This is a genomic window from Parasynechococcus sp. (genome assembly GCF_045559935.1).
Classification (GTDB): Bacteria; Cyanobacteriota; Cyanobacteriia; order PCC-6307; family Cyanobiaceae; genus Parasynechococcus.
The window spans coordinates 712,218-736,581 of the sequence record NZ_JBJLJL010000008.1 but is presented as its reverse complement, the minus strand read 5'-3'; the positions used below and the strand labels follow the sequence as shown (position 1 = coordinate 736,581).

The 24,364-nt window shown below is 66.4% G+C and carries 26 protein-coding genes; 11 read left to right on the top strand and 15 right to left on the bottom strand.

Annotated features, from left to right (window positions below):
- Window positions 1-456, top strand: a complete 456-nt coding sequence (locus ACJ0G7_RS08240) for an acyl-CoA thioesterase (RefSeq protein ID WP_407395885.1) — start codon at window positions 1-3, stop codon at window positions 454-456.
- On the opposite strand, the gene ACJ0G7_RS08235 is transcribed toward ACJ0G7_RS08240, so the two are convergent.
- From ACJ0G7_RS08235 to menA, 3 genes are read right to left on the bottom strand one after another with little or no spacing between them, the layout of a single operon-like run.
- Window positions 427-1,617 (bottom strand): AMP-binding protein, encoded by a 1,191-nt coding sequence (locus ACJ0G7_RS08235; protein ID WP_407395694.1) that lies wholly within the window; start codon window positions 1,615-1,617, stop codon window positions 427-429. The two genes, ACJ0G7_RS08240 and ACJ0G7_RS08235, sit on opposite strands and share 30 nt — an antisense overlap.
- Complete coding sequence (locus tag ACJ0G7_RS08230; protein ID WP_407395693.1) at window positions 1,599-2,567, bottom strand: o-succinylbenzoate synthase; 969 nt, start codon at window positions 2,565-2,567, stop codon at window positions 1,599-1,601. The genes ACJ0G7_RS08235 and ACJ0G7_RS08230 overlap by 19 nt, the downstream gene beginning before the upstream one ends.
- 7 nt (window positions 2,568-2,574) lie before the next feature.
- Window positions 2,575-3,516: a 2-carboxy-1,4-naphthoquinone phytyltransferase gene (menA, locus tag ACJ0G7_RS08225; RefSeq protein ID WP_043693349.1), complete on the bottom strand. Its 942-nt coding sequence runs from the start codon at window positions 3,514-3,516 to the stop codon at window positions 2,575-2,577.
- A gap of 71 nt (window positions 3,517-3,587) precedes the next feature.
- Between menA and ACJ0G7_RS08220 the strand changes: the two genes are divergently transcribed.
- Window positions 3,588-5,006, top strand: a complete 1,419-nt coding sequence (locus ACJ0G7_RS08220) for an isochorismate synthase MenF (protein WP_043693352.1) — start codon at window positions 3,588-3,590, stop codon at window positions 5,004-5,006.
- Here the strand turns inward: ACJ0G7_RS08220 and gshB are convergent.
- Together gshB and grxC are read right to left on the bottom strand one after the other, a co-directional pair.
- Window positions 4,973-5,896 (bottom strand): glutathione synthase, encoded by a 924-nt coding sequence (gene gshB / locus ACJ0G7_RS08215; protein WP_043693356.1) that lies wholly within the window; start codon window positions 5,894-5,896, stop codon window positions 4,973-4,975. The two genes, ACJ0G7_RS08220 and gshB, sit on opposite strands and share 34 nt — an antisense overlap.
- A 3-nt stretch (window positions 5,897-5,899) precedes the next feature.
- Window positions 5,900-6,157: a glutaredoxin 3 gene (gene grxC, locus ACJ0G7_RS08210; protein WP_043693359.1), complete on the bottom strand. Its 258-nt coding sequence runs from the start codon at window positions 6,155-6,157 to the stop codon at window positions 5,900-5,902.
- A 77-nt stretch (window positions 6,158-6,234) separates the two neighbouring features.
- On the opposite strand from grxC, the gene prfB reads away from it, so the two are divergent.
- From prfB to ACJ0G7_RS08180, 6 genes are all read left to right on the top strand, one after another.
- A protein-coding gene (prfB, locus tag ACJ0G7_RS08205; RefSeq protein WP_156957149.1) for a peptide chain release factor 2 occupies window positions 6,235-7,363 on the top strand; the annotation gives its coding sequence in 2 pieces (ribosomal slippage) (window positions 6,235-6,309 and window positions 6,311-7,363; 1,128 coding nt in all).
- A 5-nt stretch (window positions 7,364-7,368) separates the two neighbouring features.
- Window positions 7,369-7,533, top strand: coding sequence for a DUF3285 domain-containing protein (locus tag ACJ0G7_RS08200; RefSeq protein ID WP_071839706.1), 165 nt, complete (start codon window positions 7,369-7,371; stop codon window positions 7,531-7,533).
- A gap of 16 nt (window positions 7,534-7,549) precedes the next feature.
- Window positions 7,550-8,086 carry an rRNA maturation RNase YbeY gene (gene ybeY / locus ACJ0G7_RS08195; protein ID WP_052378315.1) on the top strand — a complete coding sequence of 179 codons (537 nt, stop codon included), beginning with the start codon at window positions 7,550-7,552 and terminating at the stop codon, window positions 8,084-8,086.
- Window positions 8,087-8,120: 34 nt separating this feature from the next.
- Window positions 8,121-8,534, top strand: a complete 414-nt coding sequence (locus ACJ0G7_RS08190; protein WP_253912860.1) for a diacylglycerol kinase family protein — start codon at window positions 8,121-8,123, stop codon at window positions 8,532-8,534.
- 18 nt (window positions 8,535-8,552) lie between these two features.
- Window positions 8,553-9,155, top strand: coding sequence for an anthranilate synthase component II (locus tag ACJ0G7_RS08185; protein ID WP_407395689.1), 603 nt, complete (start codon window positions 8,553-8,555; stop codon window positions 9,153-9,155).
- Window positions 9,156-9,180: 25 nt separating this feature from the next.
- The gene (locus tag ACJ0G7_RS08180) at window positions 9,181-9,903 is read left to right on the top strand and encodes an MBL fold metallo-hydrolase (RefSeq protein WP_407395688.1); all 723 of its coding nucleotides are present in this window, start codon (window positions 9,181-9,183) and stop codon (window positions 9,901-9,903) included.
- Here the strand turns inward: ACJ0G7_RS08180 and ACJ0G7_RS08175 are convergent.
- From ACJ0G7_RS08175 to mnmE, 5 genes are read right to left on the bottom strand one after another with little or no spacing between them, the layout of a single operon-like run.
- Window positions 9,884-10,870 (bottom strand): asparaginase, encoded by a 987-nt coding sequence (locus ACJ0G7_RS08175; protein ID WP_407395687.1) that lies wholly within the window; start codon window positions 10,868-10,870, stop codon window positions 9,884-9,886. The genes ACJ0G7_RS08180 and ACJ0G7_RS08175 overlap by 20 nt on opposite strands.
- On the bottom strand, window positions 10,867-11,985 hold the full coding sequence (locus tag ACJ0G7_RS08170; protein WP_043693383.1) for a histidinol-phosphate transaminase: 1,119 nt from the start codon (window positions 11,983-11,985) through the stop codon (window positions 10,867-10,869). The genes ACJ0G7_RS08175 and ACJ0G7_RS08170 overlap by 4 nt, the downstream gene beginning before the upstream one ends.
- Window positions 11,982-13,754, bottom strand: coding sequence for an arginine--tRNA ligase (gene argS / locus ACJ0G7_RS08165; protein ID WP_407395684.1), 1,773 nt, complete (start codon window positions 13,752-13,754; stop codon window positions 11,982-11,984). Before argS ends, ACJ0G7_RS08170 begins: the two co-directional genes overlap by 4 nt.
- 34 nt (window positions 13,755-13,788) lie before the next feature.
- The gene (gene nadC / locus ACJ0G7_RS08160) at window positions 13,789-14,628 is read right to left on the bottom strand and encodes a carboxylating nicotinate-nucleotide diphosphorylase (RefSeq protein ID WP_407395683.1); all 840 of its coding nucleotides are present in this window, start codon (window positions 14,626-14,628) and stop codon (window positions 13,789-13,791) included.
- Window positions 14,629-14,653: 25 nt separating this feature from the next.
- On the bottom strand, window positions 14,654-16,009 hold the full coding sequence (mnmE, locus tag ACJ0G7_RS08155; protein ID WP_407395884.1) for a tRNA uridine-5-carboxymethylaminomethyl(34) synthesis GTPase MnmE: 1,356 nt from the start codon (window positions 16,007-16,009) through the stop codon (window positions 14,654-14,656).
- A 68-nt stretch (window positions 16,010-16,077) separates the two neighbouring features.
- Here mnmE and ACJ0G7_RS08150 point away from each other — a divergent pair, with 68 nt between their 5' ends.
- The gene (locus ACJ0G7_RS08150) at window positions 16,078-16,545 is read left to right on the top strand and encodes a DUF2062 domain-containing protein (RefSeq protein WP_043693397.1); all 468 of its coding nucleotides are present in this window, start codon (window positions 16,078-16,080) and stop codon (window positions 16,543-16,545) included.
- A gap of 22 nt (window positions 16,546-16,567) precedes the next feature.
- Here the strand turns inward: ACJ0G7_RS08150 and ACJ0G7_RS08145 are convergent, their stop codons facing one another.
- Window positions 16,568-18,907 carry a RelA/SpoT family protein gene (locus ACJ0G7_RS08145; RefSeq protein ID WP_407395681.1) on the bottom strand — a complete coding sequence of 780 codons (2,340 nt, stop codon included), beginning with the start codon at window positions 18,905-18,907 and terminating at the stop codon, window positions 16,568-16,570.
- A gap of 20 nt (window positions 18,908-18,927) precedes the next feature.
- On the opposite strand from ACJ0G7_RS08145, the gene ACJ0G7_RS08140 reads away from it, so the two are divergent.
- Complete coding sequence (locus ACJ0G7_RS08140) at window positions 18,928-20,571, top strand: ABC transporter ATP-binding protein (protein ID WP_043693405.1); 1,644 nt, start codon at window positions 18,928-18,930, stop codon at window positions 20,569-20,571.
- A gap of 8 nt (window positions 20,572-20,579) precedes the next feature.
- Here the strand turns inward: ACJ0G7_RS08140 and ACJ0G7_RS08135 are convergent, their stop codons facing one another.
- The 4 genes from ACJ0G7_RS08135 to ACJ0G7_RS08120 all read right to left on the bottom strand — a co-directional run bounded on the left by ACJ0G7_RS08135 (window position 20,580) and on the right by ACJ0G7_RS08120 (window position 23,026).
- Window positions 20,580-20,705, bottom strand: a complete 126-nt coding sequence (locus tag ACJ0G7_RS08135) for a hypothetical protein (protein ID WP_256381013.1) — start codon at window positions 20,703-20,705, stop codon at window positions 20,580-20,582.
- A gap of 82 nt (window positions 20,706-20,787) precedes the next feature.
- Window positions 20,788-21,783, bottom strand: a complete 996-nt coding sequence (locus tag ACJ0G7_RS08130; RefSeq protein WP_043693408.1) for an RluA family pseudouridine synthase — start codon at window positions 21,781-21,783, stop codon at window positions 20,788-20,790.
- Window positions 21,780-22,646 carry a ribosome biogenesis GTPase YlqF gene (gene ylqF / locus ACJ0G7_RS08125; RefSeq protein WP_186485736.1) on the bottom strand — a complete coding sequence of 289 codons (867 nt, stop codon included), beginning with the start codon at window positions 22,644-22,646 and terminating at the stop codon, window positions 21,780-21,782. Before ylqF ends, ACJ0G7_RS08130 begins: the two co-directional genes overlap by 4 nt.
- Window positions 22,643-23,026: a universal stress protein gene (locus tag ACJ0G7_RS08120; RefSeq protein WP_043697061.1), complete on the bottom strand. Its 384-nt coding sequence runs from the start codon at window positions 23,024-23,026 to the stop codon at window positions 22,643-22,645. The genes ylqF and ACJ0G7_RS08120 overlap by 4 nt, the downstream gene beginning before the upstream one ends.
- Before the next feature lie 67 nt (window positions 23,027-23,093).
- Here ACJ0G7_RS08120 and ACJ0G7_RS08115 point away from each other — a divergent pair, with 67 nt between their 5' ends.
- Window positions 23,094-24,299 carry a phosphoglycerate kinase gene (locus ACJ0G7_RS08115; RefSeq protein ID WP_043693415.1) on the top strand — a complete coding sequence of 402 codons (1,206 nt, stop codon included), beginning with the start codon at window positions 23,094-23,096 and terminating at the stop codon, window positions 24,297-24,299.
- The last annotated feature ends 65 nt before the right edge of the window (window positions 24,300-24,364 follow it).

Here is a 24,364-nt window from a genome sequence, read left to right as displayed (position 1 = left end):
CTGGACATCCCGCCCTGGCTGACCCTGGAACGGACGGTTCGCTTCGGCGACACCGATGCTGCTGGTGTGATGCATTTTCACCAGCTGCTGCGTTGGTGTCATGAAAGCTGGGAGGAGAGCCTGCAGACCTTCGGTGTGCAGCCAACGGACGTGTTTCCCGGCTGCCGCGGCCAGCACAGCTTCCCCGATGTGGCCCTGCCGGTGGTGCACTGCAGCACCGATTTCCTCGGACCGGTCCACGCAGGCGATGGTCTGGTGGTGACGCTCGAGCCCAGGCGACTGGATCCCGGCAGTTTCGAGGTGAGCAGCAACTTTCTGCATGCCGGCTCCAGCGTGGCCCGCGGCCTGCTCCGCCATGTCGCGATCAAGGCGACGACCCGCCGGCGCTGCAACCTGCCGGAGGGCGTCGACCGCTGGCTGGAGGCCTCAGGCCTCGGCCGCATCAACCCGCTCTAGCCAACGCCGCCAGTGATCACGGCGCCATTTGCCCGCATCACTGACCGCCAGGTCCGCACAGAGCACCCAGCGTCTTGGGCGTTCCGCGGCCATCCAATCAACCGTGACCGCCTGCAGAGAGGCCAGCAGGTCCACCTCGGAGCAGCCCGCCTGCGGCCGGATCAGCGCCACCAGCCTTGCCCCCCACTCACCGTCGTCGACGCCCAGCAGCAGCACTGCCGCAAGCGGCAGACGCTGCCTGCGGGCCGCCTCCATCAGACGTTGCTCGAGCTGCTCGGGGAACACCGTCTCGCCGCCGGACTGAACGGCGGAATCGAGCCGTCCGATCAGCTGCACCCCCCCCTCTCCGAGGACGGCCCTGTCGCCGGAACTCCACCAGCCGTCGGCATCGGCCAGCGGGGCGATCCGATCCGGTTGATCAGGGCACCAGCAGCCCCAGGCAAGACGGTCCGTTCTGACCTGCAGGCCGCCGGCTTCCGTCAGACGCAGATCCACATCCGGGAGCGGATCACCGCAGCCCGCTGCACCGGCAAGGAAGCGATCCGGGGGAAGCGCCGCCACCATCGCGGCCGTCTCCGTGGCGCCGTAACAGGGGGCCAGCCGGATGCCCCGCTCCCTGGCCCGCGCGGCCAGAGTTGCCGGCAGCGCAGCGCCGCCCACCCAGATCACAGCAAAGCCCTGCAGCCAGGCCTCTGCGGCTGGTTGCCCCATCAGCCTGGCGAGCTGGGTCGGCACCAGCGAGAGCAGCCGCACACGCCCCTGCCAGTCCGGCAGGTCGCTGCAATGACGCACCAACGCTTCGGGGCGCTTCATCAGATCGGGAGCCAGCGGAGCGTGCGGACTTCCCCAGCAGTGGCTGCGCCACCAGGGCATCAACCCGCTGACGTGATGCATCGGCAGGGGATTGAGCGTCAGACAGGCCGCCGGATCAATGCCGATGCTCCGCAGCCAATCCGCCGTGGCGGCAGCGGAGCGATCCAGGTGCGCCGCCGGCTGCAGGCAGAGGCGCCGTCCACCGGTGCTGCCCCCGCTGCCGATCACCACTCCGGGCCCCTTCGGCAGCAATCGCTCCGGGACTGGCGGGTCTCCCAGCTGCAGCCATTCGGACTCCCCGGGACGGCTGAGCAGAGCAGAGGCCTCCATCAGGCCGCCGCCTCCCACACCACCTGCGGGTCATCGCAGAACAGCGGGCCGGCAGGACACCAGCCTGGAGCCAGCCCCGGGGCCGCCGGGGTCGGACCCTGCATCTGGAGTGCTGCCAGGTGATGCAACCAACGGCGGCCGATCCCTGTTTCAAAAGCGGTGCTCACCATCCGCTGCGGCATGCCCTCCTGCAGATCCCGCAGCAGCAGACGCGGATCACCATCCACGGCTGGGCGGCGCACCTGCCAGCCGGGCCAGGTCTCCCGCAGCCTGGGATCGCGCATCAGGGACTCGTCCAATGCCACCGGCCCCTGCTCCGCCAGCGATTCCAGTCCGTCCCGATCGTCCGGGGGCAGGGGCTGCTCCAGCCAGGCGAAGCGTGCATCTCCCACCAACGAGCGCATCCAGGCCAGCGCTGTCGTTCGGTCCCAACCGCCGTTCGCGTCCAACCGCAGACGCGCCGTCGACGGAAGGCGTTCCATCAACTGCTCAAGCCAGCGGCGCTCCAGCCCGTCTGCCTCTGCCGCGACCTTCCATTTCAGCGTCAGCGCCCGACGGCGTCCGCGCTGCTCCAGCAGACGATCCAGATGCGGCAGCATCAGGCCTCCGGCCGGCAGCAGCTCCGCCCCTTGTGGTGCCATCAGCCAGCCGCGCCTGGCGCGATCTCCAACCAGCCCATCCAGTTCCGCCAGCGCACCACCGAGGCCGAAACCGATGGCGCCGCTGAGTCGTGGCAACAGCGGCTCGAGCGTCTCCCGCGTCAGAGGGCTGGGCAGCGTCTCGAGCTCACGCCGGCAGCGGGGCAGCAGTGCCTGATCGAGCGGGGAGACCTCCCCCCAGCCGATTCGGCCACCCCTGCTCTCGAGCCGCAGCAGCCAGCCGGAACGATCCCGCAGCACCCCTGCAGCCGTGCGCAGCGGCTGAATCAGCGCAAACCGGAACGGTCGGATCTGCAGCTGAAGGTCCATGGCTTCATCAATAGAGCCTGACCGCCGAGAGGGCCAGTCCCACACTCAGACCAAGACCGTTGAGGGCCTGAAAGCGCAATGCCAGGAACTTGCTGCCGACGATCCGCTCAGGCTGGTCATGGTGCTGATGCAGCAGACGGATCAACGCCGTGGCTGCCGGCAGACCGATGCCGGCCAGCAGAACGGTCGGAGGCCACTGCCCCCGCAGGACGGGGATCCATTCCAAGGCCAGGGTGAGGGCCACGAACCATGGGACCAGAGCCGCTGCCCTGGCGCTGCCGAGACGCACCACCGGCGATCGCTTGCCGTGGGCTGCATCCTCCTCCACCTGGTGGAAATGGGAGCAGAAGAGAACAAGCGTGGTCGCCAGCGCCGGCCCCGCGCTGAGGGTCAGGGCGATGCGCCAGGGAATCGCGGCGGTTCCCTCGGGAGCCAGCACCAGCAGGGCAGCCGACGTGGCGAGGGGGCCGAAGGCCAGCCAGCAGAGGGGCTCCCCCAGACCCCGATACCCCAGGCGGAGCGGTGGCCCCTGATAGGCGTATCCGATGCCGCAGCACAGCAGCACCAGCGGCAGAACGGCGGGACTGCTGCGCAGAGCCAGCCAGCCCATCAACAGCAGGCCGAGCAGCAGTGCCGTGCTGGAGAGCAGGGCCACCCAGTCGCGACGACCGGTGAGATTGATCACCGAGTGGGGCTTCCCCCGCTCATCGATGCCGGTGTCGGCATCAAAGAGATCGTTGCTGAGGTTCTCCCAGAGCAGCAGCAGGATCGCCGCCAGCAGGAAACCAAGCAGCTGATCCCAGCGCAGGCCAAGACCGGCCCCGAGCCGCCAGCCGGCGGCCAGCAGCACCGGCATGACAGCGACCGAGTACATCGGCCATTTGATCGCTGCCATCCACAGACGACGGCGCTTGTCGTAACGGGATGCGACATCCTGAGGCTCTGGCATGGACTGGACCGCCTCGGTCCGGATGATGACCCATACATTTGAGCAGTCCCCCTGCACAGCCTTCGCCGCGGATGCCGGCTGACTCACGCTTCTATGACCTGCTGAGTGCTGCCGAGTCCGGATGGAGGGACCGGAGCGGCGACGATGGCCTGCTCAGCCTGGCGCTGCCTCTCGACGGCATTGACCCCATGTGGGCGCTGACGGGGCTGGCCGGCGAGCAGACCTTCCGGATGCTGTGGGACTGTGCACCGGGGCTGAGTCTGGCGGCAGCTGGGCGTTGCCAGCAGCTGGAGTTGGCGGGAAGCCGCCGCTTCGAACTGGCCCAGCGCTTCTCCGATCTGACGCTGGGGCGGCTGGTGGATGGTCGGCCCGACTGCCCGCCCCAGGCCAGACCGCGGGTGCTGCTCAGCTTCAGCTTCTTCGATCAGACCACCGGACATCAGCAGGACCCGATGACGGTGCCCTCGGTCCAGGCGGTGCTGCCCTGCTGGCAACTGAGCCGCCAGGGACGCCGCGGCTGGCTGCGCATCAACGGCGTCGTCACCGATGCCGCCGATGCCCGTCATCTGGCCGAACGGCTCTGGCTGAAGGCAACGGATCTGGAGGAGTCCCGGCCAGCCGAGCCCGTGGACAAGGCCGAACCTCTCTGGAGCCGGCATGCCGCACTGCCCTGGCAGGACCAGTACAGCGGTGCACTCCACCGTGCCCTTGAGCTGGTCAACGGCGGCGATCTGCACAAGCTGGTGCTGGCGGTGCGCCAGTCGATCGATCTGACGCAGCCCTTCGATCCGCTGCCTCTGCTGAGCCGCCTGAGGCGGCAGCAGGCGGGCAGCTGCCGGTTTCTGTGGCAGCGGGAAGCCGGGAATGTGTTCTTTGGAGCCTCACCGGAGCGGTTGCTGAGTCTTCGGGGAGGCTGCCTGCGCAGCGATGCCCTGGCCGGCACCGCCGGTCATGGCGATGACGGTCAACAGCTGCTGCAGTCCGACAAGGACCGCAGAGAACATGAACTGGTGGTGGAAACGATCACCGATCAACTGCGCCAGGCGGGCCTGACGCCATGGAGACGGCGTCAGCCTCAGCTGGCACGCCATGGCCGCCTCACCCATCTGCACACACCGATCACGGCGGAGACCGGCGGCCTCTCCGCTCTGGCGCTGGCGGACCAGCTCCACCCGACACCTGCTGTGGCGGGTCTGCCGCGTCGGGAGGCCATGGCCTGGCTGCGGACCCTGGAACCGTTCGAACGGGGGGGCTACGCCGCTCCGTTCGGCTGGATCGACAGCGCCGGAGATGCCGAGCTGCGTGTGGCCATCCGCTGCGGCCATGCCCGCGGCCAGCGTCTGGATCTCACCGCCGGTGCCGGTTTGGTGCGGGGATCGATCGCTGAGCGGGAACTCCAGGAAGTGGGTCTGAAGCTGGCCGTCCTCGCCGACCAGCTCGACTGGAGCTCCGACGCTCAGAGCAGTCCACGCAGCCGTTCGATCACCTGATCCGCAAGCGGCTGCTGCATCAGCCGTTCCACCTCGCGGATGCCCGTCGGGCTGGTGACATTGATCTCGCTCAACATGCCGTCAATGACATCGATGCCCACGAAGAAGAGACCTTCCGAGCGCAGGGATGGCGTCAACGCCTCGCAGATGCGACGTTCCCGCTCGCTCAGGACCGTCGCCTCGGCCTGACCGCCCACCGCCAGATTGCTGCGGAACTCTCCGGCGCTGGGACGCCGGTTCACCGCTCCAAGCGGCTCTCCGTCCACCAGCAGGATGCGCTTATCCCCCTCCATCACAGCCGGAAGAAACCGCTGTGCCATCACCGGCAGCCGCTCCTGATCGGTGACCAGATCGAGCAGGGCCTTGAGCCCGGGCGCATCGGCCGACACCCGGATCACACCAAGCCCGGCCCGACCACCGAGAGGTTTGAGGACGACCTCACCCTGCTCCTCCGCGAATCGGGTCAACTCGCTGACACGGCCGGCCACCAGCGTCGGTGCCATCCAGCGACTGAAGCGCAGAGCTCCGAGCTTCTCGTTCCAGGCGCGGAGGGCACTGGGGCGGTTGAGCACGCGCACACCGGCGCGCTCGGCCACCTCCAGAAGATGGGTGGCGTACAGGTAGGCCTCATCCACCGGCGGGTCCTTGCGCATCCAGATCACGTCGAATCCAGACAACGACTGACGCTCCGGAGATCCGACACCGATCCAGGGGTCCGGTGTCACCGGCAGCGCCACAGCCAGGGGCTCGTCCCCCCGGGCGATCAGATCCGATGGTGTGCAGGCCCAGATGTCATCGCCCGCCCGCTGGGCCGCCTGCATCAACGCCGCCGTGGAATCCTTCTCCGGACGGACCTGCTGCAGGGGATCCAGAACGAACAGCTGACGCATGGCTCAGGCGGCGAGCAGAGGATCAAGCTCGCCGGCCCGCTCCAGCGCATGCAGTTCATCGCACCCTCCGATGTGACGGTCATCGATGAAGATCTCGGGCACGCTGCGGCGGCCTCCACTGCGCTCGGCCATCGCATCGCGGGCGGCATTGTCACCGTCGATGGCGTACTCCGTGTACGACACCTGCTTGCTGTCCAGCAGATGCTTTGCCCGGATGCAGAACGGGCAGGTGCGCCACGTGTAGATCTCGACCTTGGCCATGGCTCGAATGACACCGATCTCCGGACTCTATGAAGCGAAGGCGCTGGTAGCGTCGATCCCTGATCAAGGACCCGTCCTTGCTGGACCTCACCGACTTCAAGCGCGATCTCTCCGAGCTCACTGACCGCCTGGGCCATGCCCAGGACTGTCTTTGACGTCCCCGCACTGAACGCCAGGCAGAGGGATCTCGAGCAGCTGGCTGCCCAGCCCGACTTCTGGGATGACCAGCAGAACGCCCAGAAGCAGATGCGCAACCTCGACGAGGTGAAAGCACAGCTGCAGCAACTGCAGAACTGGCGCGCGTCGATCGAGGACGCTCAGGCCACTCTTGAGCTGTACGACCTTGAGCCCGACGACGACATGCTCGCGGAGGCCCAGCAGGGCCTGGACGGTCTTCGCCTGGGCCTGGACCGCTGGGAGCTGGAGCGCCTGCTCAGTGGTGACTACGACAAGGAGGGCGCTGTTCTCACCATCAATGCCGGCGCCGGTGGCACCGATGCCCAGGACTGGGCTCAGATGCTGCTGCGCATGTACACCCGCTGGGCCGAGGACCACGGCATGAAGGTGACCGTGGACGAACTCTCCGAGGGTGAGGAAGCGGGCATCAAGAGCTGCACGATCGAAGTGGAAGGGCGCTACGCCTACGGCTATCTGCGCAACGAGAAAGGCACCCATCGCCTGGTGCGCATCTCACCGTTCAACGCCAACGACAAGCGCCAGACCAGCTTCGCCGGCATCGAGGTGATGCCCAAGATCGACGAGGAGGTCGACATCGACATCCCCGAAAAGGATCTGGAGGTCACCACCAGTCGCTCCGGCGGCGCCGGCGGGCAGAACGTGAACAAGGTGGAAACGGCGGTTCGGATCCTGCACATCCCCACCGGCCTGGCGGTGCGCTGCACCCAGGAACGCTCCCAGCTCCAGAACAAGGAGAAGGCGATGGCGCTGCTCAAGGCCAAGCTGCTGGTGATCGCCCAGGAGCAGCGAGCCGCTGAGATCGCCGACATCCGTGGCGACATCGTGGAAGCGGCCTGGGGCAACCAGATCCGCAACTACGTGTTCCATCCGTATCAGATGGTCAAAGACCTGCGCACCAGTGAGGAGACCAACGATGTGCAGGGTGTGATGGATGGCGCACTCGACCCCTTCATCGATGCCTCCCTGCGGCAGGGTGTTGACCGTCCCGGCGACGATGCCGACAGTTGAATCCGATGGCCACGGAAACCTCGTCACCCCCCAGCTTCACCAAACAGGCGATGCGCAACATGGTGCGCAAGGGTCGTCAGAGCCTGGTGCATTTCGGCCTCACCGCCTTTGGATTCCTCGGGTTCATCGTTCTGGTGGCCTGGCTGGGGCGTCCGACCCTGCCGCACTGACCGGAAGCCAGCCGTGATCTCCCTCGACCTGGCCCTGGATCTCGGACCAGGCCTTCAGACGGGCCTGATTCCCTGGCCTGAACAGCTGATCAGCTGGATCGAAGCGGTCCGAACCGATGCCCAGCTGACCTGCCCGGCACCGGTGCGCACCGCCGAGGAGGTGAGCCTCGGGCTGCGCTTCACCGATGACAGCACCATCGCCGGACTGAACGAGCACTGGCGGGATCGGGCGGAAAGCACCGATGTGCTCTCCTTCGCAGCGCTGGATCCCAGCGACGGCTGGCCCAACACCCCCTGCCTCGAGCTCGGCGACATCGTCGTTTCCGTTGAGACGGCTGAGCGCCAGGCGGAGGAGCAGGGCCACAGCCTGGAGCGCGAACTGCGCTGGCTGGTCAGCCATGGACTGCTGCACCTGCTGGGCTGGGATCATCCGGATGATCAATCCCTGGCGGCGATGCTGGCGCTGCAGGAGCATCTCCTGGACATTGGCGGTAGTGTTCAGCCCCGAGGTGAAGGCCTGGTGGTCACCGATCCCCTGCGAGATGCCCACTGACACCCCCATCCCGGTGCCTGAGGAGGTCGCTGCCATGCCTGGTACAGGACAGCGCGGTGTCCGGAGGGGATCCTGGCGCATCGCCGGAGATCTGCCGGCCAGTTTCCGATACGCGGCTCAGGGGCTGGGTTACGCCTTCGTCAGTCAGCGCAACTTCCGGATCCACGTGATCATCGGCTTGGTGGTCTTCGGTCTCGGAACCTGGCTGCAGCTGGATCTGATCCGGATGGCGGTGCTGGTGCTGACGGTGGCCGCCGTGCTGGTGCTCGAACTGCTGAACACGGCGATCGAGGCCGTGGTCGACCTGGCCATCGGCCGCCGCTACCACCCGCTGGCCCGCATCGCCAAGGACTGTGCCGCCGCTTCCGTGCTGGTGGCTGCGATCAGTTCACTGCTGATCGCCCTGTTCCTGCTGCTTCCCCCCCTGCTGCTCCGTCTGGGGCTCTGATCCCCACCCCCTGAGACGATGCTGCTGGTCATCGACAACTACGACAGTTTCACCTTCAACCTCGTCCAGTACCTGGGGGAGCTTGCTCCGCAGCACCCGATCGCAGCTGACCTGAGGGTGCACCGCAATGACGAACTCGATCTAACGACGATCCGAGAGCTCAGGCCCGACGCGATCCTGCTGTCCCCAGGCCCGGGGGATCCGGACCAGTCCGGCGTCTGCCTCGAGATTCTCAGGGAGCTGTCGCCAACGACTCCGACCCTTGGGGTCTGCCTTGGTCACCAGGCCATCGCCCAGGTGCACGGTGGGCGCGTGGTCCGTGCCGTCGAACAGATGCACGGCAAGACGTCCGCCGTTCTGCACCGGGGTGAAGGCGTCTTCGCCGGGCTGCCTCAGCCCCTCACCGCCACCCGCTATCACTCACTGATCGCTGAGCGGGACAGTCTTCCCGAATGCCTTGAAGTGACGGCCTGGCTCGAAGACGGAACGATCATGGGGCTGCGGCACCGGAACCACCCTCACCTGCAGGGCGTGCAGTTCCATCCCGAAAGTGTGCTTACGGAGGCCGGCCATCAACTGCTGGCCAATTTCCTGCGGGAGGCCGAGGGGCATCGCTGTTAGCGTCCTTGGCCACAGGTTGTTCCCGATGCCCGTGCTGCGCACCACCCTGATGGCTGCAACCGGACTGGCTCTGGGCCTTCAGGCTTCAGCTCTTGCCGGTACCGGCGTCACCATCAGCAGTTATGGACAGCGATCGCTGCTGATTCAGGGAGGTGGGCAGAGCGTGCTGCTGAATCCCTATCGGGCGGTTGGCTGCGCTGCGGGCCTCGGGGAACCACGGGTCAACGCCGGAGTGATTCTGGCCAGTTCCGAACTGGCGGATGAAGGGGCCCGTGGGGTTGCCAGCGGCCGGTTTCTGGTGGCGCCGGGCTCCTATCGCATCGGCGGACTGGTGCTGGAGGGCTTCGCCAGCCCCCACGACCGCATCGACGGTCGCCGCTTCGGCGACGCCACCCTCTGGCGCTGGCAGCAGGGGGGACTCAACTTTGCCCATCTCGGTGCCACGGCAGGTCCACTCAGTGGAGCGGACAAGGTGTTGCTGGGCCGACCAGATGTGCTGATCATCGGCGTGGGCGGCGGCAGCAAGATCTACGACGGTGCGGAAGCTGCCGACGTGGTCAAGCAGCTCAATCCCAAACGGGTGATTCCGGTGCAATACGTCAACGGCGAGGCCCCAGCCGACTGCGACCAGGAGGGAGTCCAGCCGTTCCTGGATGCCATGGCCGGAACGACGATTCGCCAGGTCGGTACGAGAATGAGTCTTCCCGGCTCCCTCAGCGACACCACGGTCATCGATGTGATGCGCTGAGCAGGCCTGCGAGGTCATCCCGATCCAGCCCGGCGATCAGAGCCAGAAGCAACAGCACACGTGCCTTCGGAGGATTGAGATCAGCGGCGGCAAGCAGGCCCAGCTCAGCATCGTCCTCACGGTCATGGACAGGGCCCCGACCGCAGCGATTGGAACGCAGCATCAGCGGCAGCGGCCCCTGCCATTCCTCCAGCGCCTGACGTTCCGATCGCGAGAGCTGACCGGCTCCAGTGCCGGTGAACACGAGGCCATCCACTCCAGCCTGCAGCAGAGCCGTGATCTGGAAGCCAGGCGGCTCGACGCAACCATGCACGATCGCCACTTGCGGCCAGTGCTCCGGCAAGGACAAATCCGCGAAGAAACAAAAGCGATCCGCCGCGTTCACGGGCAGATGCACGCCAACGTCATCCACCCAGCCCAGCGGTCCGCTGCCGGGGCTGGCAAAGGCTCCCACCCCCTGGGTGGCCACCTTGGTGACCCGCTGGGCACCATGGATCTGGCCATCCATCACCACCAGCACGCCGTGGCCATGGGCTTCGGGGCTCAACGCCACCTGCACGCCTTGAAACAGGTTGAGCGGCCCATCGGCACTGAGGGCCGTGGCCGGACGCATCGCTCCCACCAGGACGACGGGTCGAGGGTCATCGATCAGCAGTTGAAGCAGCCAGGCCGTTTCCTCCAACGTGTTGGTGCCATGGGTGATCACCACCCCGGCCAGCTCTGGATCTGCCGCAAAGGCATCACGAATGCGCCCCACCAACGCGCGCCAATGCCCAAACAACAGGTCAGCGCTGTCGACATTGGCGATCTGCACCACCGTGATATCCGCCAACCCCTGCAACTGCGGAAGCGCCGCCAGCAGCTCGTCTCCGGCCATGACACCGGCGGTGTAGGCATTGAGCTGGGTCGCCTCGGCAGCACGCCCGGCAATGGTTCCACCGGTGGCCAGCAGCAGCAGACGCGTCACGGGTCGATGGCGAGGAAAGCCTCCAGGAAACGCTGCATCTGACTGCTGGTGCCGAGGCTGACGCGCAGGGAGCCATCGATCAGCGGTTTGCCAGCCATCGAACGCACCAGGATTCCGGCTGCGCGCAGATCCGCCTCCACCTCGAGGGGAGGACGCTTCGGCCAGATCAGCAGATAGTTTCCGCCGTCGCAGTGATGACGGAGTCCTGCAGCCTTCAGACCCTCCAGGGTCAAGGCGCGGGCGCGCAGCACCTCGGCGACGTAGGCATCGACGTAGGACTGATCCGCCAGCGCCGCGAATGCCGCAGCCACAGCCACGCTGTTGACGTCGTACGGACCCGTGACGCGGCTCACCCGATCGACGACATCGGCATGACCAATGGCAAAGCCGATGCGCAGACCCGCCAGCCCGGCGGTTTTGGCCAGTGAGCGCAACACCAGCACATTCGGCGTGGCCGAGAAATCAGCGCACGGCAGCACACTGTCGCCGGTGAACGCCTCATACAACTCGTCCACCACCACCAGCGTGGTGGGGGCTGCGGTCGCCAGTTCAAGAATCCGCTGCGGCTCCAGACGTGTTCCCGTGGGGTTGTTGGGGTTGCAGATCAGCAGCAGCCGCGGCGATCGTGCCTCGAGAGCCTCACGAATCATCTCCAGAGGGAAGGAGAACCCCGCACCGTCGTAGGGAATCGCCTCGATCTCCATCCCCTGCATGCGCGCACAGGGGCTGTAGTAGCCGAAAGTGGGAGCCGTGGTCAGCAGACGGTCTCCGGCATCGCCATAGGCCTGAAACACCGCATGAATCGCGGCATCAACGCCGTTGAACACGCCGACTTGATGCGGCTGCAGTCCGGCACGGCAACCGGTCTCCAGCAGGTTGCGGACCACCGCCTCCTGCAGCCCGTCGTACTCGGGATAAACAGCGATCTCCTCGCTGCTGAAACTCCGCAGCACCTGGGCCACCAGCGGGCTGGGACCGATGGTGTTCTCGTTGAAATCCAGTCGCAGGAGATCACGACGTCCTTCCAGAGGTGCGCTGTAGCCCTTCAGGTTTTCAACGGCAGGACGGGCCGCAGGGGCACCGGCCGGCGTGAAGCGGCGCTCGGCTTGACTCACATGCGATCCAGGGTGGCGATGCCCAGCAGTCCGAGCCCCAGTCTGAGGGTGTCAGCGGTCAGGCGGCAGAGGGCCAGGCGAGACGGCAGTGCCTCGGGTGGCGCCTTCAGCACAGACACCTGGTCGTAGAAGCGGTTGAACACCTGGCTGAGCTCGAACAGATAGCTGCACAGACGATTGGGCAGCAACTCCTCCTCCACCTCCGCGATCACCGCATCGAACTTCAGCAGCTCCCGCACCAGGGCCCATTCCTGGGGCTCGGTGAACGCCAGCTGAGCCGTGGACGCCTCCAGGTCGCCCCCCTTGCGGGCAATGCCGGCGATGCGCACCACGGCATACAGCAGATACGGCGCCGTGTTGCCCTGCAGCGCCAGCATCCGGTCGAAGGAGAACTGGTAATTGGTGATCCGGTTCTGGCTGAGGTCGGCGTACTTCACAGCCGCCAAACCAACAGTTCCCGCCACATGCTGGATGAACTCCTCCGACTCGCTGCGCTCCTCCTGCTTCAGACGCGAGCGCAGGTCGGCCTCAGCCCTCTCCACCGCTTCATCGAGAAGATCTCGCAGGCGCACCGTGTCGCCGGATCGGGTCTTGAGCTTCTTGCCGTCCTCCCCCTGAACCAAACCGAAGGGAACGTGCTCAAGGCGAGCTCCATCGGGGATCCAACCGGCCCGCTCAGCCACCTGGAACACCCCCGCGAAATGGTTCGCCTGGCCGGCATCGGTCACGTAGATGACGCGGCGGGCGCCATCCCCCTCAGGGCCATCACCGAATCGATAGCGGATCGCCGCCAGATCGGTGGTGGCGTAATTGAAGCCGCCATCGCTCTTGCGCACGATCACCGGCAGGGGTTGGCCGTCCTTGCCCTGCACTCCTTCGAGGAACACGCACTGGGCACCGTCATCGGTGACCAGCAACTCGGCGTCCTTCAAGCCATCCACCACCGCCGGCAGGAACGGGTTGTAGAACGACTCACCGCGCTCGCTCAGGCGGATGTCGAGGCGGTCGTAGATCTTTTGGAATTCACGGCGCGACTGATCGCAGAGCAGTCCCCAGGCCTTCAGCGAAACGGGGTCGCCCCCCTGCAGCTTCACCACCTCGTCCCGGGATGTGGTCTGGAAGGCTTCGTCCTCATCGAACCGCTTCTTGGCCTCGCGGTAGAACGCCACCAGGTCGCCGAGATCCACGGCGTCCGCTGTCTCCAGCGCTTCGGGAGCCACCTGCTTGAGGTGGGTGATCAGCATCCCGAACTGGGTGCCCCAGTCGCCCACGTGATTGAGGCGCAGCACCGGATGGCCGCGGAACTCCAGCACCCGCGCCAGCGAGTCGCCGATGATCGTGGAGCGCAGGTGCCCCACATGCATCTCCTTGGCGATGTTGGGGCTGGAGAAGTCCACCACCACCGGTGAGGTGTTCTCCGCCGCCGGCACCCCGAGGCGTGCGTCCCCGAGCCGGGCAGCCACCTCAGCCGCCAGCCGCTCCGGGCGAAGGGTGAGGTTGATGAAACCAGGTCCGGCGATCTGAGGCTCCAGGCAGAGATCGGTGAAGTCGGTGTCGGCCTGGAGCTGCTCCAGGATCGCTGAGGCGATCTGCCGCGGCGCCTGTTTCAGCGGCTTGGCCAGCGGCAGGGCACCGTTGGCCTGGAAATCACCGAATTCCGGCTTGCTGGCAGGCGCCAGCTGCGGATCCAATGGCCCATCGGCTTCGGGGAAGGCCCGTGCCATCGCCGCCCGCAGCTGGGCGTCCAGGGTGTGGGACAGGCTGAGCATCCGCGCCGGAACATCCGGCTCCGATCATCCCTCTTCAGGTGAAGCGCATGCTCAGATCGAGCCAGCGGCTGCGGGTGACCGGTGCACTGGTGGAAATCAGATCGATGCCACTGGCCGCATAGGCCTTCAGATCTTCGGGTTGAACGCCAGAGGCCTCCAGCACCACGCCATTCGTCCTGAGCTCTCGCAGACGAGGCACCAGATCGGTGAGCTGCTCTGGGGTGAACTCGTCCAGCAGCACCCCATCGGCTCCGGCCTGCACCGCTTCGCAGGCCTGGTGGTCGGTTTCCGCCTCCACGATCACCCGTGTCGGCCAGGGGGCCTGACGCCGCACCGCCGCGATCGCCGCCGTGATGCCCCCCGCCCAGGCGATGTGGTTCTCCTTGAGCATGGCCGCGTCATCCAGCCCCATGCGGTGGTTGATGCCGCCGCCGCAGCGGACGGCGTATTTCTCCAGCAACCGCAGCCCTGGTGTCGTCTTGCGGGTATCGGCCAGCCGCACACCCGAGCCCTGGAGCTGGGCCACCAGCTCAGCGGTGGCCGTGGCGATCCCGGACAGACGCATGGCCAGGTTCAAGGCCGTGCGCTCGCCAGCCACCAGAGCTTCGGCGGCTCCCTCCAGCTCCAGCAGGCGGGCATCCGATGCGACGGCAGCTCCCTCCTCCACCAGCAGTCGGACACGCACCCCGGGGTCCAGACGCTGGAACAGCCGCTCCACCAGAGGGCCTCCACAGAAACGGCCGGGCTGCTTGGCGATCCAGTGCGCCGCTCCCGTCCGGCCACGGAGAGCGGTCGCCGTGAGATCACCGCGACCGATGTCCTCCTCCAGCCACTGATCGAGGGCACGGATGAGTGCCGGAGCCTGCCAGTCCACACCGCGATCAGGAGCTCCGGCGAGCCTATTTGCCGATGCAGAACCGCGAGAACACGCGGTCCAGCACCGCCTCCGTGAGCTCCTCACCGGTGATCTCCCCCAGGGCCCGGATGGCGTCCCGAAGATCGATCGTCCAGAAATCCCAGGGCAGCTGCTGCTCCGCCACCTCACGGCTGCGGGCCAGAGCCGCGGCAGCCGCAGCGGCCAGATCCCGCTGACGCTGATTGAGAGCCAGCAACATGCCACCGGTGTCGGCAGCACCGCAGGCCCCCAGCAAGGCCTGGATCAGCTGCTCCTCCCCATCGCCATGCAGCGCCGAGACGCTCACCTCCGCAGGCTCCTGACAGGGCCCTTGCTGCAGATCGGCCTTGTTGGCCACGATCAGGCGCGGCACTCCAGCGGGAATCCTGGCCAGCAGAGCGGCATCAGCGGGGGTCCAGCCGATCGAACCGTCGATGATCAGCAGCACCAGGTCCGCCGTGGCGAGGGCCTGTTCACTGCGGGCGATGCCCATCTGTTCGACCACATCCTGCGTGGCACGAATGCCGGCGGTGTCGAGCAGGGTGATCGGCACACCGTCCAGAACGATCTCGCTCTCCAGCAGGTCGCGTGTGGTGCCGGGCAGTTCCGTCACGATGGCGCGCTCCCGCCGGCTGAGCCGGTTCAGCAGGGAGCTCTTGCCGACATTGGGGCGACCCACCAGGGCCACCCGCAGGCCGCTCCGCACGGAGTCGCTCCGCTCCCCGTCCGCCACCAGGGCGAGGAGCTCCTGGCGCACCGTCTGCAGCTCCAGCAGCAGGGCCTCACCATCCAGCGGCGGCAGGTCCTCCTCGAAATCCACCCGTGCCTCCAGCTCCGTGAGCTGGTCCAGCAACCGCTCCCGGAGTGCCGTGATCCGCTGCTGAATGCCTCCATCCAGCCCGGCCATGGCCAGATCCGCAGCCCGACGGCTGCGGGCCGCCACCAGTTCACTGATCGCTTCAGCCTGGGTGAGATCGAGGCGGCCATTCAGAACCGCCCGCTGGCTGAATTCACCCGGCAACGCCCGACGCACTCCGGGCTGGGCCAGCACGCGCTCCAGCACCTGCTGCACGGCGATGACGCCGCCGTGGCAGTGAATCTCCACCACGTCTTCGCCGGTGAAGCTGCGGGGGCCACGCATCAGCAGCAGCAGCACCTCGTCGAGGCGCCTGGATCGGCCTGCATCCAGCACGTGGCCGTACAGGATCCGGTGGCTGTTCCAGTCCTGCCGGCCGGGACAGACCACCACGGCCCGTCCGATCGCCTCAGCGTCAGGCCCGGAGAGGCGGATCACGGCGATTCCCCCCTGCCCCGGAGCCACCGCTGTGGCCACGGCAGCGATGGTGTCGGTCGGGTTCAGAGAGATCGGCTGCAACGGGGAATCCCATTCCTAGGATCCGCCCCATCCGCGGCGACACCCCCGATTCCATGCTCCAGGGCACCGGCGAGCGACTGCAGCGGGGCCTCCAGTGGATCTGGGCACAGGAGGGCAGTCCTGCCTGCCGTGCCCGGGGGCTGGCCGCGGGGGTGTTCTGCGGTTGCTTCCCCTTCTTCGGGCTGCAGATGATCCTCAGCGTTGGGGTGGCCGCCATGATTCGCGGCAATCCTCTGCTGGCCGCGGCCGGCACGCTGGTCAGCAACCCCCTCACCTACGTTCCGCTCTACTGGTTCAACTATCTGGTGGGCCGCCGGGTGCTCGGACCCGGCTCGGCGGACACCGAATGGGACGACATCACCCGCAGCACCCTCTGGGCCCAGGGCTGGGATTTCACCAACCGCATCCTGCTGGGATCGGTTGTGGTGGGAGCCGTTCTGGCCCTGCTTCTGGGACTGCTGGCCTACGGATTGTTCCGACGCCGTCAGGCGCTCACAGAGGCCGGTCGCTCCCTGGACTGACTGGTCTGACGCGGCAGGGCAGCTATCCGACTCCGGTGCGAGCGATGTCGATGACATCCGCCATCGATCGGATCTGATTCATCGTGTGGGTGAGCTGGTCGGAACCGCTGAGTTCCACCCGCAGATCGATACGGGCCGGACGACCCTGGGCGGTCTTGACCCTGGCGTCGCTGACATTGATGGCCCCGTCGGAAAGACGCATCAGGATGTCCTTGAGAATGCCGACGCGGTCGATCACCTCGATCCTCAGCTGCGCCGGGAAGCGATGCTGCCCCGTGCTGGCCTCGGAGTTCCAACGGACGGGCAGACGCCGTTCCGTGGGGATCGTCTCCACGTTGGCGCAACTCTGCCGGTGAACCGTGATGCCGTGGTTGCCGAGAGCGACCGTGCCGACGATGGCTTCTCCCGGCAGCGGGCTGCAGCAGCCACCCAGCCGGTAATCCAGCCCCTCGATCCCGAGAATGGCCCCCTCACCGACCCCGCGGCGCTCCCTGTCCGCGCTGGCATCCCGCTGAGGCACGAGAGCCCGCGCCAGTTCCTCATCAGCGGCGGGAGGCACCTCACGTTCGGCCAGCAGCCGGATCTCTTCCCGCAGACGGTTGAGCACCTGATGCAGGGTGACGGCTCCGAATCCCAGTGAGGCCAGCAGGTCATCGGTGGAGGGCACATTGCAGCGCTGGGCCACGCGGGCCATCGCTTCACCACTCAGCAGCACCTCGAAGCCGTCACGACCCAGCTCCCGTTCCAGCAGCTGCTTGCCGCGCTCGATCGTCTCGTCACGGTGGCTGCGCTTGTACCACTGTCTGATGCGATTGCGCGCTGTGGGTGTGGCGACGAAATTCAGCCAGTCCAGGCTTGGGTGAGCGGTCTTGCTGGTGAGGATCTGGACGAAATCACCGTTGTGCAGCGATGTCGCCAACGGACACAACCGATCGTTGATGCGCGCCCCGTGGCAGTGGTTCCCCACTTCGGAGTGAATGCGGTAAGCGAAGTCCACGGCCGTGGATCCCTTGCGCAGGCCCACCACATCACCCTTGGGTGTGAACACGAAGACCTCCTCATCAAAAAGGTCCTCCTTGATCGATGCGAGGTAGTCGTTGTGGTCGTCACTGCCGCCCTCCTGCTGCCAGTCCACCAGCTGCCGCAGCCAGTTGAAGCGCTCGGCATCACTGCTGCTGCTCGCCGGTGACCCCCCCTCCTTGTATTTCCAGTGAGCGGCGATGCCGAATTCCGCCACGCGATGCATCTCGATGGTGCGGATCTGCACCTCGATCGGCCGGTGGCGGCCGATCACGGCCGTGTGCAGGGACTGGTAGCCGTTCGGCTTGGGGAGACCGATGTAGTCCTTGAAACGACCGGGAATCGGTCGGAAGCTGTCATGCACCACCGCCAGCGCGCGGTAGCAGGCCTCGACACTGGGCGTGATGATCCGAAGAGCCGCCACGTCATAGATCTCGTGGAAGGCCTTCTGGTGGCGCTGCATCTTGCTCCAGATGCCGTAGAGGTGCTTCGGACGTCCGCTGACCTCACATCCTGAAAGGCCCGCCTGACCGAGGCGGTCATTCAGCAGCGACACCGTGACCGCCAGACGCTCCTCGCGCTCGCTGCGCTTGCTGGCCACCTCATGCTGAATCTCCCGGAAGGCCTCGGGCTCCAGCAGCTTGAAGGCGAGGTCCTCCAGTTCCCATTTGAAGCGGCCGATGCCGAGCCTGTTCGCCAGAGGCGCGTAGATCTCCCGGGTCTCGCGGGCGATGCGCTGCTGCTTCTCGGACTTGAGCGCACCGAGGGTGCGCATGTTGTGGAGGCGATCGGCCAGCTTCACGAGCACCACTCGGATGTCGCTGGCCATCGCCAGGAACATCTTCCGCAGGTTCTCCGCCTGGGCTTCGGTTCGATTGTTGAAGTGAATGCCGCCGAGCTTGGTCACCCCCTCCACGAGCTCTCGCACCTCAGCGCCGAAGTGCTGCTGGATCTGATCCGGCGTGACGTCGGTGTCCTCCACCACGTCGTGCAGGAAGCCGGCGGCGATGACACTGGCGCTGGCTCCGATGTCCCTGAGCAGATCCGCCACCGCCACCGGGTGAACGATGTAGGGATCGCCACTGGCGCGGAACTGGCCCTCGTGAAGCTGGAATCCGAAATCAAAGGCCGCGACCAGCAGGGCCTCTGGATCCGTGGGGCAGCTCTGGCCGATTCCGGGGGGAACGTTGCTGATGCACTGACGCAGCCACTCCGGCAGCGGGATGGCGTAGTCGTCCGGATTGCGGATCGCATGTCGCCGCAGTTCAGGAAGGCCGCAGGAGACCGGAACGGGACCGGCATCGGTCCGGGGCACATCCGGTGTTGAAGCGGCGTCGAGCATCCGACCCGGCGGGTCAATCCATGGTATTCAGTGCTGGGGTCTTCGTCTCTGCTCCCCCTGCCCTGTCCATGTCCCGGCCGGTTCTGGAGCTCGAGCAGCTGCGACTGCGCTACCCAGGCAACGATCACTGGACGTTGAACGGACTCGATCTGACCCTCGAGGCCGGCGAAACCCTGGCCCTGGTTGGATCCTCAGGCTGCGGCAAGAGCACGGTGGCGCGTGCGGTGCTGCAGCTGCTGCCGCCGGGGAGTCGCTGCGAAGGGCGGCTTCAGCTCACAGGCAGCGACCCGAGAGAACTGGATCGGGCGGCTCTCCGTCATCTGCGTGGTCAGGCCGCCGGACTGGTGTTTCAGGACCCGATGACCCGCCTCAATCCCCTGATGCCGATCGGAAGCCATCTGATCGACACCCTGCAGGCGCACCGACCGGAAAGTTCCGCCCGCTGGCGCCGACAGCGCGCCGAGGAACTGCTGGAGCGGGTGGGAATCGGCACCGGTCGGATCCGGGCCTATCCCCACGAACTCAGCGGCGGCATGCGGCAACGTCTGGCCATTGCCCTGGCGATCGCCCTGGAACCGCCACTGCTGATTGCCGACGAACCCACCACCAGCCTCGATGTGGCCGTTGCCGGTCAGGTGATGGCGGAACTGAGCGGTCTCTGCAAGGAGCTCGGCAGCGCCCTGCTTCTGATCAGTCACGATCTGGCGATGGCGGCCCGCTGGTGTGAGCGGATGGCGATGCTCGATGGGGGCCGCAAGGTGGACGATGGCCCGAGCCGGCAGCTGCTCCGCGAGCCGCGATCGGATGTCGGTCAGCGCCTCGTCGCCTCGGCGCGGGCCAGAGAGGGGGGACGCTCCCCGAAGCGACCGGATCGGGAAACGGTTCTGCAGGTCGAGGAGATGCGCTGCTGGCATGCCATCGGAGGCATGCCCTGGGCACCGGTGTGGCTGAAGGCGGTGGAAGGGGTGAGCTTCAACCTGCGGGCCGGCGAGACGCTGGGAGTGGTCGGTGCCTCCGGCTGCGGCAAGAGCACCCTTTGCCGCGCCCTGATGGGCCTGAACAGCATCCGCGGCGGGCGGGTCGATCTGCTCGGACAAGACCTGCTGAAACTGCGCGGTGAGAAGCTGCGCAGCGCCCGGCGGGCGCTTCAGATGGTCTTCCAGGATCCACTGGCCTGTCTGAATCCGGCCCTGCCGGTGGTCGATGCGATTGCAGACCCCCTGCTGATCCATGGGATTGCAACGAAGGCTTCAGCGCGGGAACGGGCCCGCAGCCTGCTGGAGCGGGTCGGGCTCAGTCCGGTGGAACAGTTTCAGCACCGCCTGCCCCGACAGCTATCGGGCGGCCAGCAGCAGCGGGTGGCGATTGCCCGCGCCCTGGCCCTTGAGCCCAAGGTGGTCATCTGCGATGAGAGCGTCAGCATGCTGGATGCGGAAGTGCAGGCCGAGGTGCTCAGCCTGTTGCGGGACCTGCAGCACCAGCTGGGCCTGGCGATGATCTTCGTGACCCACGACCTCTCCGTCGCCAGCGGCTTCTGTCATCGCGTGATCGTTCTCGACAAGGGGCGGATCGTTGAGGAGGGCCCCGGTGATCGGCTGTTCGAAGCCCCTCAGGCCCCGATCAGTCGCCTGCTCGTCGAGGCCTGCCCCCGGCTTCCGCGCTGAAGGGATCGTCAGGCAACGCGGGGAAGATCCACAACGATCAGACGGCGGCGGATCGGCAGGGGAACGATCTCGTTGCGGATCGAACGCATCAACGAGGCCAGCCAGACCCTGCGGCAGCGGACACGGATGACCATCGATCAGCAGAGTGCGTAACGCCACCATCCAAGGCGCGGCCAAGGAAATGTCCAGCCTCTGTGACAGCTGAGGGTCGGATTCTCAACCGGTTCGTCGGCGCAGCACCGCGAGCAGTTTCTCCATCACCGGGGGCAAAGGGGCCTCGAACACCATCCGGTCGCCTGAGATGGGGTGGTCCAGTCCCAGCTGCAAAGCATGCAGAGCCTGACCTGGCAGGTCGATCGGCAGCTTGCGGCAGCGGCTGTAGCTGGGATCTCCCACCACCGGATGGTTCATGTGGGCGCAGTGCACCCGGATCTGATGCGTCCGACCGGTATCGAGCTTGAAACGCAACAGGGAGTAGTCGCCGAGCCGTTCCAGCAAGCTCCAGTGGGTGCAGGCATACCGGCCGGACTCACTGCTCACCACCGCATATTTCTTGCGGTCCGCCGGATGCCGGCCGATCGCACCAACGATCGTGCCGCTGTCCCCGTCAGGGACACCGTGAACCACGGCCAGATACTCCCTGGACGCGATCCGCTTCTGGATCTGAACCTGCAACCGCACCAGCGCCTCCTGGGATTTGGCGATGACGATGCAGCCGGTGGTGTCCTTGTCCAGTCGGTGCACGATTCCCGGGCGCAGCTTGCCGCTGATCCCAGGCAGATCAGGGCAGTGGTGCAGCAGGCCGTTCACCAAGGTGCCGTCTTTGTTGCCCGGCGCCGGATGCACCGTCAGCCCTGCCGGCTTGTTGAGCACGATCAGATGGTCGTCCTCAAACAGCACATCCAGATCCATCGGCTCCGGCTTGAGATAAGGCAGCGGCTCCGGTGGCGGCATCCACAACTGCACCTCATCCCCCTGACGCAGGGGTGTTTTGGCCTTGCCGGTCTTGCCGTTGACGCGCACATACCCCGCGTCGATGAACTTCTGAATCCGAGCCCGGCTCTGCTCCGTGCGCTGGCTGACCAGCCAACGGTCCAGCCGCATCGGCAGTGGTTTGGGATACAGGAGCGACAGCAGCTCTCCCTCCCCTTCGCCAAAGCGGTCCGTGAACGTCTCCTCCGGCAACGGCGGACGTTTCCACTGCGGACTCATGCCGGCAGCTCCAGGGCGATGCTGCCGAGGGCCGACCGGCGGAAATCATCCAACAGCCGCTGGGCCATGCGCGCGGTTTCCCCGGATGTGTGACGGGCCGCTGCGGCATCCAGCCAAAGGGCTGGGTCCGCCGTTTCACCGCTCAGGGGAATGCCATAACGATCCTGCAGCAATGGAATCCTCACCCCAGCCGCAGCCATCGATTCCACATCGAGCAGCATTTGTAGAAAGGCCTGAGCCACCAGTTCACCGTCGTAGGCGGCCTGGCCGATGTCGTCGCACAAGGCGAGCCGCAGGGCCGCCTGCTGGTCATCGAGTCGGGGAGGCAAAACCCCTGGTGCATCGAGCAGATCCAGGTCCTGCCCCAGGCGGACCCAGCGCAACGTTCGCGTCACCCCGGCTCGCCGGGCACTGGCCACCACCTTCTGCCGCACCAGACGATTGATCAGGGCGGACTTGCCCACGTTGGGGAACCCCAGCGTGAGGGCCCGCACAGGCCGCGGCCGCATACCCCGGCCGCGGCGGCGTTCGTTGAGCTGGTCGCCGGCACGGATCGCCGCCTGCTGCACCTGCTTCACGCCGGTCCCGGCCTTGGCATCACACCAAACCGTCCGCTGACCCTGGGCCTTGAACCAGGCCTCCCAGGCCTCCTTGGCGGCGGCGGTGACCATGTCGCGCCGGTTGATCACCAGTAGGTGCTGCTTGCCCTTCAACCAACGGTTGAGGTGGGGGTGGCCCGTGGCAAGAGGAATGCGGGCATCGCGCACCTCGATCACCAGATCCACCTTGTCGAGATGGCGTTTGAGCTGCTGCTCCGCCTTGGCGATGTGGCCCGGATACCACTGGATGGCAGGTGTGCTCACGGCACCACCAACACGGGGCATGGAGCGAACTGGATCACCCGGGCCGCCGTGCTCTCACCGTCACTGCTGAGATTCACACCTCGGGTGCCCATCACGATCACATCCACATTCATCTCGTCCGCCACATCACAGATGACAAAGGCCGGTTTGCCCTGCCGCTCCACCACCTCACAGGGGACTCCCGCCTGCTCCACCTGCTCACGGGTCTGCTGAAGAAGCTGTGCCACCACCCCATGGTCCTGCATCCCGGGCCGCTCCGCCTCCACCACAGACAGCAGCACCAGTCGACTGCTGTGACTGCGAGCCAGCTCCAGAGCCTTGGCGGCGGTCTCCAGAGCCTGACGGCTCCGATCGATGGGAAACAGGACAGTCTCGAACATGGCTCCTCCCTGATCCAGGAACACGGGGTTAATCTCCTCCCGATTTCTTACCGCACGACACAACCCCATGGCGAAGCGTTCCCTGGCCAGCCTCAATGCCGGAGACCTGAGCGGCAAACGCGTCCTCGTGCGGGTTGATTTCAATGTGCCCCTGAATGATGCCGGTGCCATCACCGACGACACCCGCATCCGCGCAGCGCTGCCCACGATCAATGACCTGACCGGCAAGGGCGCCAAGGTGATCCTCTCCGCCCACTTCGGACGCCCCAAGGGTCAGGTGAACGACGCCATGCGTCTCACCCCTGTGGCCGCCCGCCTGAGCGAGCTGCTGGGCAAGCCCGTGATCAAGACCGACAGCTGCATCGGCCCCGACGCCGAGGCCAAGGTGGCGGCCATGGCGGACGGAGACGTGGTGCTGCTTGAGAACGTGCGCTTCTTCGCCGAGGAAGAGAAGAACGAAGCCGGCTTCGCCGAGAAGCTCGCCGGTCTGGCCGAGGTGTACGTGAACGATGCCTTCGGTGCGGCCCACCGCGCCCACGCCTCCACCGAGGGTGTGACCAAGTTCCTCAAGCCCGCCGTGGCCGGCTTCCTGATGGAGAAGGAGCTTCAGTACCTCCAGGGCGCTGTCGATGAACCCAAACGTCCCCTCGCTGCCATCGTCGGCGGTTCCAAGGTGAGCTCCAAGATCGGCGTGCTCGAGGCCCTGATCGACAAGTGCGACAAGGTGCTGATCGGCGGCGGCATGATCTTCACCTTCTACAAGGCCCGCGGCCTCTCGGTGGGCAAGAGCCTGGTGGAAGAAGACAAGCTGGAGCTGGCCAAGGAGCTGGAAGCCAAGGCCAAGGCCAAGGGCGTCGAACTGCTGCTGCCCACGGATGTGGTGCTGGCCGACAACTTCGCCCCCGATGCCAACAGCCAGGTGGCCGATGTGACCGCCATCCCCGACGGCTGGATGGGTCTGGACATCGGTCCGGATGCGGTGAAGGTGTTCCAGGCCGCCCTGGGGGATTGTCAGACCGTGATCTGGAACGGCCCCATGGGCGTGTTCGAATTCGAGAAATTCGCCACCGGCACCAACGCCATCGCCACCACCCTGGCTGAGCTGAGCGGCAAGGGCTGCTGCACGATCATCGGCGGAGGTGACTCCGTGGCTGCTGTGGAGAAGGCCGGGCTCGCCGAGAAGATGTCCCACATCTCCACCGGTGGCGGCGCCAGCCTCGAACTGCTGGAAGGCAAGGTGCTGCCTGGCGTTGCTGCCCTGAACGAGGCCTGATCTCTGATCCGATTGCTCTCAGAACGACCATCGGCCCGCCCCTCACCGGGGGCGGGCTTTTTGCT

Excerpts from the sequence above, each read along its gene's own strand:
- ACJ0G7_RS08115 (WP_043693415.1), top strand. The coding sequence starts at position 23,094 with ATGGCGAAGCGTTCCCTGGCCAGCCTCAATGCCGGAGACCTGAGCGGC.
- menA (WP_043693349.1), bottom strand. The coding sequence starts at position 3,516 with ATGCCAGAGCCTCAGGATGTCGCATCCCGTTACGACAAGCGCCGTCGT.
- ACJ0G7_RS08220 (WP_043693352.1), top strand. The coding sequence starts at position 3,588 with ATGCCGGCTGACTCACGCTTCTATGACCTGCTGAGTGCTGCCGAGTCC.
- gshB (WP_043693356.1), bottom strand. The coding sequence starts at position 5,896 with ATGCGTCAGCTGTTCGTTCTGGATCCCCTGCAGCAGGTCCGTCCGGAG.
- ACJ0G7_RS08135 (WP_256381013.1), bottom strand. The coding sequence starts at position 20,705 with ATGGTCATCCGTGTCCGCTGCCGCAGGGTCTGGCTGGCCTCGTTGATG.
- ACJ0G7_RS08130 (WP_043693408.1), bottom strand. The coding sequence starts at position 21,783 with ATGAGTCCGCAGTGGAAACGTCCGCCGTTGCCGGAGGAGACGTTCACG.
- ACJ0G7_RS08180 (WP_407395688.1), top strand. The coding sequence starts at position 9,181 with ATGCCCGTGCTGCGCACCACCCTGATGGCTGCAACCGGACTGGCTCTG.
- argS (WP_407395684.1), bottom strand. The coding sequence starts at position 13,754 with ATGCTCAGCCTGTCCCACACCCTGGACGCCCAGCTGCGGGCGGCGATG.
- ACJ0G7_RS08145 (WP_407395681.1), bottom strand. The coding sequence starts at position 18,907 with ATGCTCGACGCCGCTTCAACACCGGATGTGCCCCGGACCGATGCCGGT.
- grxC (WP_043693359.1), bottom strand. The coding sequence starts at position 6,157 with ATGGCCAAGGTCGAGATCTACACGTGGCGCACCTGCCCGTTCTGCATC.
- ACJ0G7_RS08150 (WP_043693397.1), top strand. The coding sequence starts at position 16,078 with ATGCTCCAGGGCACCGGCGAGCGACTGCAGCGGGGCCTCCAGTGGATC.
- ACJ0G7_RS08200 (WP_071839706.1), top strand. The coding sequence starts at position 7,369 with ATGGCCACGGAAACCTCGTCACCCCCCAGCTTCACCAAACAGGCGATG.
- ACJ0G7_RS08185 (WP_407395689.1), top strand. The coding sequence starts at position 8,553 with ATGCTGCTGGTCATCGACAACTACGACAGTTTCACCTTCAACCTCGTC.
- ACJ0G7_RS08230 (WP_407395693.1), bottom strand. The coding sequence starts at position 2,567 with ATGGACCTTCAGCTGCAGATCCGACCGTTCCGGTTTGCGCTGATTCAG.
- ACJ0G7_RS08120 (WP_043697061.1), bottom strand. The coding sequence starts at position 23,026 with ATGTTCGAGACTGTCCTGTTTCCCATCGATCGGAGCCGTCAGGCTCTG.
- ACJ0G7_RS08140 (WP_043693405.1), top strand. The coding sequence starts at position 18,928 with ATGGTATTCAGTGCTGGGGTCTTCGTCTCTGCTCCCCCTGCCCTGTCC.
- ACJ0G7_RS08190 (WP_253912860.1), top strand. The coding sequence starts at position 8,121 with ATGCCTGGTACAGGACAGCGCGGTGTCCGGAGGGGATCCTGGCGCATC.